17 protein-coding genes are annotated in these 12,560 nt (G+C 42.5%); 9 read left to right on the top strand and 8 right to left on the bottom strand.

Annotation, left to right across the window (positions count from 1 at the left end):
* Window positions 1–2 precede the first annotated feature (2 nt).
* The gene (locus tag V7L12_RS16590; protein WP_335085768.1) at window positions 3–719 is read right to left on the bottom strand and encodes a molybdopterin-dependent oxidoreductase; all 717 of its coding nucleotides are present in this window, start codon (window positions 717–719) and stop codon (window positions 3–5) included.
* 7 nt (window positions 720–726) lie between these two features.
* Window positions 727–1,002: a hypothetical protein gene (locus V7L12_RS16585; RefSeq protein WP_442947895.1), complete on the bottom strand. Its 276-nt coding sequence runs from the start codon at window positions 1,000–1,002 to the stop codon at window positions 727–729.
* 94 nt (window positions 1,003–1,096) lie between these two features.
* Between V7L12_RS16585 and zwf the strand changes: the two genes are divergently transcribed.
* From zwf to V7L12_RS16565, 4 genes are all read left to right on the top strand, one after another.
* Entirely contained in the window at window positions 1,097–2,635 is a 1,539-nt protein-coding gene (gene zwf, locus V7L12_RS16580; RefSeq protein WP_335085767.1) for a glucose-6-phosphate dehydrogenase, read from the top strand.
* A 66-nt stretch (window positions 2,636–2,701) separates the two neighbouring features.
* The gene (locus V7L12_RS16575; protein ID WP_335085766.1) at window positions 2,702–3,103 is read left to right on the top strand and encodes a fasciclin domain-containing protein; all 402 of its coding nucleotides are present in this window, start codon (window positions 2,702–2,704) and stop codon (window positions 3,101–3,103) included.
* 313 nt (window positions 3,104–3,416) lie between these two features.
* On the top strand, window positions 3,417–3,662 hold the full coding sequence (locus V7L12_RS16570) for a hypothetical protein (protein WP_335085764.1): 246 nt from the start codon (window positions 3,417–3,419) through the stop codon (window positions 3,660–3,662).
* Between the two features lie 146 nt (window positions 3,663–3,808).
* Window positions 3,809–4,135, top strand: coding sequence for a beta/gamma crystallin-related protein (locus V7L12_RS16565; RefSeq protein WP_335085762.1), 327 nt, complete (start codon window positions 3,809–3,811; stop codon window positions 4,133–4,135).
* Between the two features lie 454 nt (window positions 4,136–4,589).
* Here the strand turns inward: V7L12_RS16565 and rpmA are convergent, their stop codons facing one another.
* Both rpmA and rplU read right to left on the bottom strand, forming a co-directional pair.
* Complete coding sequence (rpmA, locus tag V7L12_RS16560; protein WP_335085760.1) at window positions 4,590–4,886, bottom strand: 50S ribosomal protein L27; 297 nt, start codon at window positions 4,884–4,886, stop codon at window positions 4,590–4,592.
* Window positions 4,887–4,915: 29 nt separating this feature from the next.
* Window positions 4,916–5,323, bottom strand: a complete 408-nt coding sequence (gene rplU, locus V7L12_RS16555) for a 50S ribosomal protein L21 (protein ID WP_334821893.1) — start codon at window positions 5,321–5,323, stop codon at window positions 4,916–4,918.
* 582 nt (window positions 5,324–5,905) lie between these two features.
* Here rplU and V7L12_RS16550 point away from each other — a divergent pair.
* Together V7L12_RS16550 and V7L12_RS16545 are read left to right on the top strand one after the other, a co-directional pair.
* Window positions 5,906–6,139, top strand: a complete 234-nt coding sequence (locus tag V7L12_RS16550; protein WP_292871336.1) for a Nif11-like leader peptide family natural product precursor — start codon at window positions 5,906–5,908, stop codon at window positions 6,137–6,139.
* 240 nt (window positions 6,140–6,379) lie between these two features.
* Complete coding sequence (locus V7L12_RS16545) at window positions 6,380–7,474, top strand: nucleotidyltransferase domain-containing protein (protein WP_335085758.1); 1,095 nt, start codon at window positions 6,380–6,382, stop codon at window positions 7,472–7,474.
* A 61-nt stretch (window positions 7,475–7,535) separates the two neighbouring features.
* On the opposite strand, the gene V7L12_RS16540 is transcribed toward V7L12_RS16545, so the two are convergent.
* On the bottom strand, window positions 7,536–7,832 hold the full coding sequence (locus tag V7L12_RS16540) for a hypothetical protein (RefSeq protein ID WP_334821891.1): 297 nt from the start codon (window positions 7,830–7,832) through the stop codon (window positions 7,536–7,538).
* A 175-nt stretch (window positions 7,833–8,007) separates the two neighbouring features.
* Window positions 8,008–9,132 (bottom strand): magnesium chelatase ATPase subunit I, encoded by a 1,125-nt coding sequence (bchI, locus tag V7L12_RS16535; RefSeq protein ID WP_335085756.1) that lies wholly within the window; start codon window positions 9,130–9,132, stop codon window positions 8,008–8,010.
* A 373-nt stretch (window positions 9,133–9,505) separates the two neighbouring features.
* Here bchI and V7L12_RS16530 point away from each other — a divergent pair, with 373 nt between their 5' ends.
* Window positions 9,506–10,702, top strand: coding sequence for a glycoside hydrolase family 10 protein (locus V7L12_RS16530; RefSeq protein ID WP_335085754.1), 1,197 nt, complete (start codon window positions 9,506–9,508; stop codon window positions 10,700–10,702).
* A gap of 106 nt (window positions 10,703–10,808) precedes the next feature.
* Here V7L12_RS16530 and V7L12_RS16525 read toward each other — a convergent pair whose 3' ends face one another.
* Entirely contained in the window at window positions 10,809–11,492 is a 684-nt protein-coding gene (locus V7L12_RS16525; RefSeq protein ID WP_335085752.1) for an ATP-dependent Zn protease, read from the bottom strand.
* Between the two features lie 246 nt (window positions 11,493–11,738).
* Here V7L12_RS16525 and V7L12_RS16520 point away from each other — a divergent pair, with 246 nt between their 5' ends.
* On the top strand, window positions 11,739–11,954 hold the full coding sequence (locus tag V7L12_RS16520) for a DUF2945 domain-containing protein (RefSeq protein ID WP_335085750.1): 216 nt from the start codon (window positions 11,739–11,741) through the stop codon (window positions 11,952–11,954).
* Between the two features lie 9 nt (window positions 11,955–11,963).
* A complete protein-coding gene (locus V7L12_RS16515) occupies window positions 11,964–12,290 on the top strand; it encodes a DUF3140 domain-containing protein (RefSeq protein WP_335085748.1) in 327 nt (108 codons plus the stop codon).
* Here the strand turns inward: V7L12_RS16515 and V7L12_RS16510 are convergent.
* Window positions 12,283–12,560 (bottom strand): hypothetical protein (locus V7L12_RS16510; protein WP_335085746.1); only part of this gene is annotated, 278 nt, incomplete at its 5' end. The genes V7L12_RS16515 and V7L12_RS16510 overlap by 8 nt on opposite strands.

Raw genomic sequence — 12,560 nt, 5'->3', positions numbered from 1 at the left:
CCTTATAGCCCTGCAAACCACTCATAGCCCTGATCCTCCCAATAGCCTTTAGTAGGTAATAAATTGCTGGCGAATGTAATTTGAGTTACCCACTTGCTTTGCTTGTAACCCAGTTTAATCGGAGACGCTAGGCGCATGGGCGCACCATTATCAACTGATAAGGGTTGTCCATTCTTTTGATAAGCCATAAGAGTTTGGGGATGTATAGCAGAAGCTAAATCCCAGCTTTCATAGTAGCCATCAGCAGATTTGAAGTAGACATAGCGGACGTTTGATTTAGGCTGTACCAGCGCTACTAAATCTCGTAATCGCACACCTCCCCATTGAACGATCGCAGCCCAGCCTTCAACACAGACATGGCGAATTACCATTGAAGTCAAGGGAAGTTTTTGAATATCTGCCATACTCAATTGCATTGCATTATTGACCTCACCATCAATTATTAAGCGAAACTGTGCCGGATCAATTTGCGGGGTGAAGTCAAAGGTATTAACTAGCAATTTATCTGCTTCTATGGCACTGACAGGAAATTCAGGTATAGGTTTTTGAGTTAGCAGAAGTGCTTCAAGACTTTGGTTGAGTGGCTCAGATATTTGACGCAGATTATCTGAGAACAAATTTGTCCCACAGCCACCTAAAAGAAAACCTACCCCTGAAAGTCCAGATAGTTGGAGTAACCGACGACGGGATAGGGTGCGTTTGGGAAGAATCAGATTCATAGAACCTCTACAGAAACACAGATTTAATTAGACGGATGCTTCCTACCTTCAGGGCAAGTAAGGAATGAGCAATTGTAAACAGTATGACAGTGGGAACAGTGATAAAGTGAACAGTCCGTAGAGTCTGCCAACTACCAAACAGCCCGGAAATCCAATGCAGTTGGGCAGGTTTGTACATCACCAGACCACTCAAGATTGCCAGCAGCAGCACTGGAATGATAGCAGTATAAACTAGCCAATGCCATGCGTAGTTCTTGCGCTTGGGGTTCTGGCTGACTTGCAATGCTTTTAAGTCACCGCGATGTTTCCAGATAAACTGCTATCTGCAATGCGCTATAGTTTTGTGGACATCTTGAAGAACATGCGGAGATTTTATCATGACGGCTGCCACCACGCCCCAGGTTCCTGTTGAAGGCTCAATCCGTCCGGCAGAACCCTGTGCGATCGTTATCTTTGGAGCAGCAGGAGATTTAACCAAGCGTCTGCTGCTTCCCGCCCTCTACAACCTCAAACAAAGCAATTTGCTACCGCAGGAATTTGCGATCGTTGGAGTCGCACACACTTCAATGAGTCAGGACAATTTTCGTAGCAAACTCGCCCAAGACATTCATGAGTTCGCAACGGTTCCCGTAGACGATGAGCTTTGGCAACCGCTTGAGCAGCGACTGTACTATCTTGCCGGTGAGTTTCAGGAGCCTGACACTTACCATCAGTTGCAAGACTTACTCACTCAAATCGATCGAGACTGTGGCACTCAGGGAAACTATTTGTTCTATCTGGCAACTAGCTCTAACTTCTTTTGCGACATCATTACGCAGCTTGGTGCAGCCGGATTAGTGCGCGAAGAAAGCGATCGCTGGCGGCGAGTTATCATCGAGAAACCGTTTGGGCACGACTTGGAATCGGCTCGTACCCTGAATAAATCTATTGGTGCTGTCCTTGAGGAAAAACAGATTTACCGCATCGATCACTACCTGGGCAAAGAGACTGTACAAAACATTCTGGTGTTTCGGTTTGGTAATGGCTTGTTTGAACCGATTTGGAATCGTGAACATATCGATCACGTACAGATTACCGTAGCCGAAACGGTTGGAGTCGAAAGCAGAGGCAACTTCTATGAAGGCACAGGCGCAGTGCGGGATATGATGCAAAACCATCTGTTTCAACTGCTGGCAATGACGGCGATGGAACCGCCAGTCTCGTTTTCAGCCGATGAGGTGCGTGATGAAAAGTCAAAACTCTTGAAGTCCATAGTTCCACTCACTGCTGAAACTGTGCAAACTCAAACTGTACGGGGACAGTATGGTGCGGCAACGGTGAAGGATACCCAAGTGCCTGCTTATCGATCAGAGTCACGAGTTGCGTCAGACTCTACCACTGAAACTTATGCTGCCTTAAAGTTGAACATCGACAACTGGCGCTGGGCAGGAGTGCCGTTTTATCTCCGAACGGGCAAGCGTTTGGCTAAACGCGTGACTGAAATTGCAATTCAGTTTAAGCAAGTACCTTCACTATTATTTCGCCAAACCTCAATTGAGCGTCTCACGCCTAATTTCTTGACCATCCGCATTCAACCACAGGAAGGAATTCACCTCCAATTTGGTGCAAAGGTGCCTGGCCCCGCTATGACAATGGATGCAGTGGAAATGGACTTTTGCTACAGTGATTACTTTGGCAAGATCCGGAGTACTGGCTATGAAACTTTGCTGTACGACTGCATGATTGGTGATGCAACTTTGTTTCAGCGATCGGACAACGTTGAGTTGGGCTGGAGCGTCGTCACCCCCATTCTGGAGGCTTGGGCAACCACGTCACCTGAAAACTTTCCCAACTACGCAGCAGGCTCATGGGGACCATCGGCAGCAGATGATTTGTTAGTGCGCGATGGTCGGCAGTGGCACAGGATTGACCCATAGTCTAAACATACACTTATGTGCTAAATCTCTTAACATCAAGTTTTTGCACAATTGAGGTGACATCAGATGCCAGATATTATAGATACTGCAATTAATGCAGGTTCTTTCAACACTTTGGTAACAGCTATTACTACCGCTGGTCTTGATACTGCACTTAAGGGAGATGGGCCATTTACTGTCTTTGCACCAACAGACGAAGCCTTTTCCAAGCTCCCATCAGGAGCCGTAGAAGAACTCCTAGAGGATGTGATTAAGTTAAGAAAGGTTTTAGAGTACCATGTGGTTTCTGGCAAGATTAATGCAACTGAACTAAATCAGTCGCAAAAGCTAACAACAACCGAAGGAAAAGATATCAAAGTTAATACTGAGAATAATCTTAAGGTGAATGATGCTTACATTGTGACTGCGGATGTGGAAGCTGACAATGGTGTTATCCATATTATTGATAATGTGTTGTTTCCTGAATAACTTTGTTCAGATACTTGTTTTCATTTAAATTTGTAATTACGATCGGATGAGCATTTAATTTTTTGCCTTTGTTGGCAATAAAAATCACCCAAACCAAATATGCTCATTCAGATTTAGTAGTTAATGTTGTATATCTATTACTGATAATTGGATTCAAATAGTTAAATATTTCCAGTGAATCGCTAGTAGATATACAACATATTTATATCGCTTAGTATTCACCGCCCCTTTTGCTGAAACGTCGGGAGTAAGTACTCAAAGGCTGTAAATAGTTGGAAACAATCGTCTAGCTTGTGAAGTTGCAAAAATTACATTGAAAGCACGAGGCGATGCCATAATATCATCTGCGGTTAAACACAAATCAATTGCGATCGCAGCGTCGCCATCTCAAACCTTGACGATTCACTCCACTTTGTTGCGATCGCTCCCTGTTGGTGAAGGAAGCGCACAATCCGAGCTAGTGGCTCGATTTGCATATCGTCCCAAAGACCGAGATTGCCGATGCTCCCGTCCCAGGATTTATTTCGGTGAAAAAAGTGTGGAACTTTTTATTCAGTAATATTTCGCCAACGGTATCCTCAATCAACTTTTGTTAAGTTTCCGAAAATCTCTGATTTTTTTAAAGAGTATAAGCAGTTGCGGACAGTCCATTACAACTATCTACAACTGTAGTAACAACCATTTCCTTAACCAAAGGAGTAAAACATGAAAAATTTTGACATAAATCCCCTTTTTGTAGAGCTTTCCTTTGAAGAAGCTAGTACCATTCAGGGTGGAGCTCAAGTATTACTTCGTCAAGACATCAATTATGGTGGTAAGGGATTCAGTGCAACCCGAAGCCGTCCATACGTTGGGAGTGATTTTAACGATGAAACTTCCTCAATTATTATTACAGGAGGAACGTGGCGTTTCTATGCAGATGCAAATTACAGAGGTTCTTACAAAGATTTAGGACCAGGCTCCTATCCTTGGGTTGAAAACTTTGGGATAACTAATGACACAATCTCATCCTTGAAATTAATCGCATCTTAGAGTGCTTGATTTTGGGAAAATTGAAGCAGTACTCTATAATGCAAAACCCGCAGCCATCGATTGTAGTAATTCACGCTCGGTGTCATCGCCCTAATGCTAGAGAAGCTGCAAAAAAGCCTAAGTAGCGTTTCCCAAGTGCCGACATAAATAACTTTTAGAGTCGGCACTTGTCGATTTGCCGACTGGTTTAAATAGCAACGATTTAGGCTTAGTTTTAACAGAGGAAAAATTTTAATTGCTAAGGCTGGAAAGCTTATGGATTAAAGCTTATAGCAAGCACACCAGAAGACTAACCCAGAGTAAGCGGCTTGCCAAAAATCCCCAGACGCGATCGCATTTTAGAGTAAATAAAGGTTAAAAGTTAAGTAACTGCTGTGAATATTTGTGCAAATCTGATTATCACATCAGCGCTAACTAGCGATTTGGGTGGGCACTGTTAACCCACCCTCACACTCTAACTTGCTACTGTCTCAGCAGGGGCTACCTCAGCAGCAGTTATGGGTAAATAAACACTAACTTTTTTACGGGTTTTACCCTTTCTCTCAAACATTACAACACCGTCGATTAAGGCAAACAATGTGTCATCGCTACCAATACCGACGTTGTTACCAGGGTGGAATTTAGTACCACGCTGACGCACGAGAATGTTTCCTGCACGTACAACTTGACCGCCATAACGCTTGACACCCAGACGTTGGGCATTAGAATCACGACCGTTACGTGTACTACCTGTTCCTTTCTTATGAGCCATGATTTCCTCTTGTGTATCTACTTCTTTTATTATTCAGCAGCGGTTTCAACTTCTTCAGCAGCAGTCTCATCTACAACGGGGGTTTCCTTCTCCGCTTCTCCTTGGGCAGCAAACACTGCACCGTTAAGAGTGATGGAGTCAATCATAAGTCTGGTAATTTCCTGACGATGCCCCCGCTTTTTGCGGGTTTTCTTTTTTGGCTTCATTTTGTATACCAGGACTTTACGACCTCTGTAATGTCGCATTACAGTCCCTTCTACAGTTGCACCTGTTACTAATGGCTGTCCAATGGTGACTTCGCCATCGTGCTGCACGAGTAATACGGAATCTATCGTAACTTTTTCATCTGGTTCGATCGCAAGCAGTTCAATATCATAAAACCGTCCTGGCTCTACTCGTATTTGTTTGCCGCCAGTTTCAATAATCGCGTAGGTCATGGAATTGTCCTTGAGGTTGCCGTACAGGTAGCTGGTTTTTATCTCCTATAGAGATGCTTTTGCCAGCCTTTGTAATATGTCTACCTGATCCGAGCAGGAATTAGACAGACAATCTAACATAGTATTTTATTAACATACGTCAAGTCAAGCTCTAAGAGGATTTTTGGGTTTGGCATTGCTGTCTGGTCAGCCTGAAAATGAAAAATCAGCTAATTACTCTGTGCGATCACTCATTTTCTAACAGTGGGGAGCGATTAGCCAACTGTCGTCATGAGTATAGGCATAGCCCGTTGTAGACATCGCCTACTCGCAAGAATGTAAATTGTATTTACAATAAGTCAGAACAAATACTTTTTAGATAAAAATTGCTACTATCTTAGGGCTGAATATATTAAAAATTAACATTAATTAGTATTAGCTGAAAAGTTATATTTTTTTATCAAAATCAACACATTTTTCTTCTTTGTTTTAATATCAAATAGTAAGGTGTCTCATCTAGAAATTATTTACAAAAGTTCGTGAATCCTCAAAAGTTAAACTATTACGTTCAAACCTGATATTTCAAACAGGAGATTGATTGTCATGACACAGCAAAATGCTGCCCGACTTTTTCAAGCGGTAAAAGAAGATCAAGCGTTACAGCAAAGACTCAAAGCAACAGCCGATCCAGAAGCCTTCATCAAAATTGCTCAAGAGCGTGGCTATGATTTCAACGCCGAAGAACTCGACAGTGAAATCAGCAAATTATCTGAGGAAGATTTAGCTGCCATTGTTAATCCAGGATGGGGGAATAGACGCCACATTTATCCTAGATAATTCCTGTTCATAGGAAATCGAAAGTATAGGAACAACTGAATTAACAAGTTTTGCTCTTAAGAAGATACCGTTGTATCATCTCCTTTCCTTTAAGGGCATTCCTGTTATACCAAGGCTCAGATCCCTGATTTATTAGAGAAGTCAGGGATTTTATTTTTTGCAAATGATTCCTTTCTCTACTCTCCGTCTCGCCACCTGCTTAACTCATGAGTTAGGATGACTATATTTTAATCAGGTGATATGAAAAGAATAGAAGTTGAGCAAAGAACTATTTTAATTGGTTTGGCTGGTAGCCACGGTTATGGTTTAAATCGTCCTGATTCCGACTTTGATTATCGGGGAGTATTTATCGCACCCAAAAGGTACTACTTAGGATTTGATCGCATAGAACAAAAAGATACTGGTTGGGATGAACCAGGAATATTTCCATTCGTTGATGGGAACAAAGACACAGTTATATATGAATTAAGAAAAATCCTCCAGTTATTAGCGGGCGCAAATCCCAATGTTTTAGAATTGCTCTGGTTAAATAACTATCCTTTTTTAAGCGCAGTCGGACAGAATTTAATTGATCATAAACAGTTATTTTTGAGCAAGAAGGTAAAACATACTTACACTGGTTATGCCTTTGCCCAAATCAAAAAGATGGAAACTCATCGGAAGTGGTTGTTAAAGCCACCGCAAAAAAAACCGATACCATCTGACTTCGCTATAGAAGACGAAGCACCTCTGAGCAAAGATGAGCTAAATGCTTTTCTGGAGTATCTTTATAACTTAATCAGAGGACGGATTGAGTTTTTGGAAGAAGCGGAACAATTATATCAATTGCTGACAGCAGATATTGATTTTAAAGGAGTGTTAAAACAATATACTTTACCCGATGAAACTTTGGAATATACCCAAAAGTTAACCAATAGCCGTAAAGATTTTATTCGTCTGCTTCAGAAAAGCCAAAGCTATCAAATAGCTTTAAGAGAATGGAAGGCTTACTTATCTTGGCAAGAGAATAGAAATCCGGCTAGGGCAGAAATGGAAAGAAAGTCGGGTTTTGACCTCAAACATGGGATGCACTGCATTAGATTGTTACGCAGCGGAGTAGAAATATTGCAGCGAGGTGAAGTAATTGTAGATAGGAGAATAGCTGGTGATGTTGAGGATTTAAAAGCTATTTTAAAAGGTGAGTATTCTTATGAACAAGTGATGAAAATGGCAGAAGATTTGGTCGCCGAAATGGAAATTGTTTGCGAACAATCTGCCCTACCTCATAAACCTGATTTGGAGCAAATTAATGAGTTGTGTATGGAATTGGTGGAAATGCAAAAATGGAATCATTAGTCATTGGTGCTTACAACTAACAAAGGACAAATGACAAAGGACAAATGACAAATGACTAATTTTAAAGAGTGTACATTAAGTCAGCAAAGCCATAGAGGCTGATGATCAGTAATAGGGATGCTGTTAGTTGAGTAATTCGTCTCTGGGGTGAGGGGGCGATCGCTTCCCGCACTAAGATAGAAATAGATGCCCCCACTACTAAGCTCAAGCCTAAGATTAAATAGGGCATGTCGGGTAAAATACTGGCTATTGCCAGCATCGCGATCGCTAATAAGAGCATCAATAATTCTACAAACCTGGGCGGGTTGTATTGGCTAGATAGAACAAAGCTGTTGAACCAAAAAGACCAAATTCTCATAGTTAGTGTTGAATTTTGAGTGAGGAATTAAAGTTGTTAGTTGTGAGTTATATACTTAGTGCTAAGTGCTGAGTGAGGAATTAAAGTTGTCAGTTATGAAGCAGCTTCTCATTCAAAACTCTTAACTCTTAACTCTTCACCAGAGGCGGAGCGTTTCCGGCTCCGCTCTTAACTTTTAAGCCCTGACCCCTAATTTTTGACCTGTGCCGTTTTTTTGTGCAGTATCACTTTCTGGTAGTTCGACGCCAAAGACGCGGCTAAAAACTTTGGCAACTTTATAGCCAGAATCAATCGATTCTAAAGGGTCTTTCCGCAGTCTGTGACGCAAGCATAGCGTAATTACGCGATGGATATCATCAACTGTAACTTCAGTACGTCCTTCATAAGCTGTTAAGGCTTTGGCGGCGCGGTTACTAACAATGTCACCCCGCAAACCATCTACATCCAATTCTGAACAGACTTCAGAAATTTTCACCCGCAAATCGTAGTCAATTTTTACTTCTGGCAAAAGCTGTTGAGCATTGACAATTTGCTCTTGCAATGCTTCTTGCTGGGGTTTGTAGTTTTCGAGAAATACTGGCGGATTTTGGTCAAAATCCGCCCGTTGTTCCACAATTTGCACCCGCAAGGCTGGTTCTTTGACTGTGTGAATTTCAGCGTGCATCCCAAAGCGATCGAGTAATTGGGGGCGTAGTTCGCCTTCTTCGGGGTTCCCAGAACCCACAAGCACGAAACGCGCTGGGTGACGGATAGAAATACCTTCTCGTTCTACAGTGTTCCATCCACTGGCAGCGGAGTCGAGTAACACGTCTACAAGGTGGTCGTCTAGTAAGTTGACTTCATCCACATAGAGAATGCCGCGATTAGCCTTTGCCAACAGTCCCGGTTCAAAAGCTTTGACACCTTCAGATAAAGCTTTTTCGATGTCAATTGTGCCACAAACTCGGTCTTCTGTAGCTCCTAGCGGCAAATCTACCATTTGGACTTTTTTGTGAGCTACGGGAATTTCCGCCCCTTGTTCTAAAAGTTGGCGGACTTCATCGCTCATCAAGTCGGGGTCGCTAGGATCGCTACTGAAGGGGTCATTAGCAACCACAGAAATTTCTGGTAGCAGATCAGCCAGCGCCCGGATAGTTGTGGATTTCCCGGTGCCGCGATCGCCCATAATCATTACACCCCCAATTTTGGGGTCAATCACGTTCAATAGCAGCGCCAGTTTCATTTCTTCCTGGCCCACAATTGCCGTAAAAGGAAATACTACGCGACGCGCACTTGCCGTGGATTGAGCAGTTGAACTCACTAAATTACCTTAACAATATTTTTCTTATTACAGTTCTTTATTGTGACACAGGTGGGGCGTGGGGGAATGTGAAGATCGGGGGCAGAGGAGCAGAGGAGAAGTTTTTTTCCCTCCACACCTTTGCACCTCTGCCTCTTGTACCCAATACCCCATACCAATATCTATTGGGCACAAATGCTTATTAGCTGCGTCAACTATCTTAATTTGTCTGCTTTAGTTTTTCTGGTGCAAAAGTTCTATAAGCAGGGAACGAACAACTACCAACTAATCAATTCTGTAGTAAGCATAAATACTTGTAAACTATATGGTTAGTAGATTCAATTATAAAAACTAGCAATGGCATGTGTGGGTAGTTAATGCATCATTCAAATTCATGAAATCATCTTTTCTTGTTCAAAGTTGGCGGCGACTACTCAAGTCTCTTTTTCCGATTCTTATTTTAATATCGTTTGTTACTGTATTGTTGGTGGACAGTTTCACCCCTGCCATTGCACAGTTACCCCGTCAGGAAATTCGCGGGGTTTGGATGACCACTAATGATTTTGACACCCTCAAGAATCGAGACAAAGTACAGGATGCGGTGAGTCAATTACGACGGATGAACTTCAACACAATCTATCCTGTGGTGTGGAATTCTGGCTATGTGATGTATCCTAGTGCCCTAGCACAACGTGCAGGTATTCAACCTTTTGTCTACAAAGGTTCAGATGGACATGATATTTTCGCAGACCTCATTACTCAAGCTCATCACCAAGGATTGCTGGTGATTCCCTGGTTTGAGTTTGGTTTCATGGCTCCCCCAACCTCAGAACTAGCAATGAATTACCCAGATTGGTTCACACAAAAGCGGGATGGTAGCCAAACTTCAAACAGTGCGGCTGGTGAGGTGATGTGGCTCAATCCGTTCCTTCCACAAGTGCAGCAGTTCATCACCAATCTTGTGCTGGAAACTGTTACTCAATATGATGCCGATGGTATTCAGTTTGACGATCACATGAGTTTGCCCCACGAGTTTGGCTACGACCAATATACAATTGCTTTGTACACCAAAGAAACGAAGAATCCTCCCCCAAATAATTCCCAAGATGCGGCATGGGTAAAGTGGCGGGCAGATAAAATTACGGCGTTCATGGTAAAACTTAACCAAGCTGTGAAGCAGATAAAACCCCAGGCAATTTTCTCTGTTTCTCCTAATTACTATGATTTTGCTTACAAGTTTCACTTGCAAGATTGGCTGAGTTGGATGCGACAAAATATTGTGGACGAGTTAATTGTGCAAATTTATCGTCCGGATCTGAAAAGTTTTGTGGCAAATATTTCCCGCGCAGAAATTCAAGAAGCGCAACAAAGAATTCCAACTGGAGTTGGCATTATGACAGGGTTACGAAATAACCCAGTTCCTATGCAGCAAATTAAGTCTCAGGTGCGGGCTGCTCAAGAACGCGGTCTAGGCGTAACCTTCTTTTATTATGAAAGTCTTTGGAACGATGCTGTAGAATCTTTAACTGAGCGACAAGCTGGATTTGAAAATCTTTTTCCATCTCCTGCACTCCGCGCCAGAGTTGAATGATATTTCTGTTTAAGATGATGTTAATGATTTCGTAGAAAGGACTTTAGTCTTTATTTTCTAAGCACTAAAGTCCTTTCTACAAATTCTACTAGCTTGATATAACTTCCTAGTTCCCACTCCCTACTCCTAACTCAGCATGGCAATCTTCTACCGAAGTGCGTTGTCGCATGGCACTAACTAAAGTCTCGTAGCTAGACCAATTTTCTTGCAGTAGAGTTTTTGCCTGGAGGGCATGAAACCGCAATTTCTGCTGATAAACTGATTCAGAGAAGCCTAAAATTGTCAAGACTCCTATCAGCTTGCTTTTATCATCAATTCCACCCTCAGCATTATTAAAAACTAGGGTTTCAGCAGCAATACCCGCCATCCAAACAGTGCAATAGCGGTCTAGCATTTGGGCGCTGATTTTACTTACTTCTAGTTGAGATGCTAATTCGCCATCATCAAAGCTAACGCCGCCTTGACCTGATTGCCCCTGTTTCCAGGCTTCCCAAGCGCTGAGTGTGTAGCCAGTAACGGGAATACCCAACAGGTAAGCAACTAAGAAATGCCCTGCTTCGTGATGGACGATGCGATCGCGGTGTTCTTTTGAAAAACCAGCAATCCAATCTACAAAGATAGTACCACCCTTGCCTTGCAGGCTGAAGCTATCTAATGTCGCTATGCCTAAGATAGTGAAGGTAGCAAGTGCTGGTACTGCCGGTGATAAGTTGAAGAATGGCCCCACCAGTACCGATAGGGTCATGAGAAAGATAGATATTGCAACTAAATTTAGGCTAGTTTGGCTCATTGAGAGTTTTCTGACAATCTGCTTAATCTTTCTTTATTATGAGGCAATGTCTACGACGGGCGTAGATGCAGCACAGCTTTTGTCTCAAGCTAGTTGTAGCGATCGCCTAATTTTTTCATCTTACACCTAATTAAATTACTGGCTTAACAACGGATGTTTTCTCTATCACTAGAATGATGGCTGCTTTTCAAGTCGCAGACATAATGTGACCTTAGTAGGTATAAAACATCAAATTAGGAGATGAATGTGACTGAACAATTCAAAAAAGGCGATCGGGTTGAATGGAACACTTCACAAGGTAAGACAACTGGCAAAGTTGTAAAGAAGCTCACTTCACCTACAGATATTAAAGAACACCATATTGCTGCAAGTGAAGCTAACCCTGAGTACTTAGTTGAAAGCGATCAGACAGGAAAACAAGCTGCTCACAAGCCTGATGCTCTTAAGAGAGTAGAGGAGTAATGCTTAGTCATGAGTAAAGATGTTAAAGCGGTAATTGACGAGTTTCATCAAGTTGTCAATATGACACCTAAGGAACTAGAGTCTTGGCTAGATACGGATGAGTCACAAACTGTCGGGCAAAAGGATGGCGACGATGAGTCAATCGGTCATAAATCTGGACGGCGTATCATCCAGCTATTGCAGAGAAAGGATGATTATACCAACGACGATGTTTCGCACATGAAGAAAGTTATTAGTTACGTCCACCGTCATCTTGCACAGCAGCCATCGGGTGATTTGGAACACACACGCTGGTGCTATTCTTTGAAGAATTGGGGACACGATCCACTTAAGTAAAGTTCCTTATAGTCCGCCATTTAGCTTGGCAAATATCCCGCGATCGCCCTAAGTAAAGTTTTGCGTAAAAGCATAGCATTTTTAATGTAGGGGGATGCATTGGCATTGTATCGGGATGCATTGGCATTGCAGAGGGACGCATTAACATTGTATTGGGATGCATTGGCATTGTATCGGGATGCATTGGCATTGTATCGGGATGCATTGGCATTGCAGAGGGACGCATTAACATTGTATTGGGATGCATTGGCATTGTATCGGGATGCATTG

This window comes from Nostoc sp., from assembly GCF_036918245.1.
Classification (GTDB): Bacteria; Cyanobacteriota; Cyanobacteriia; order Cyanobacteriales; family Nostocaceae; genus Nostoc.
This window is presented reverse-complemented; position numbering and strand designations above follow the sequence as displayed.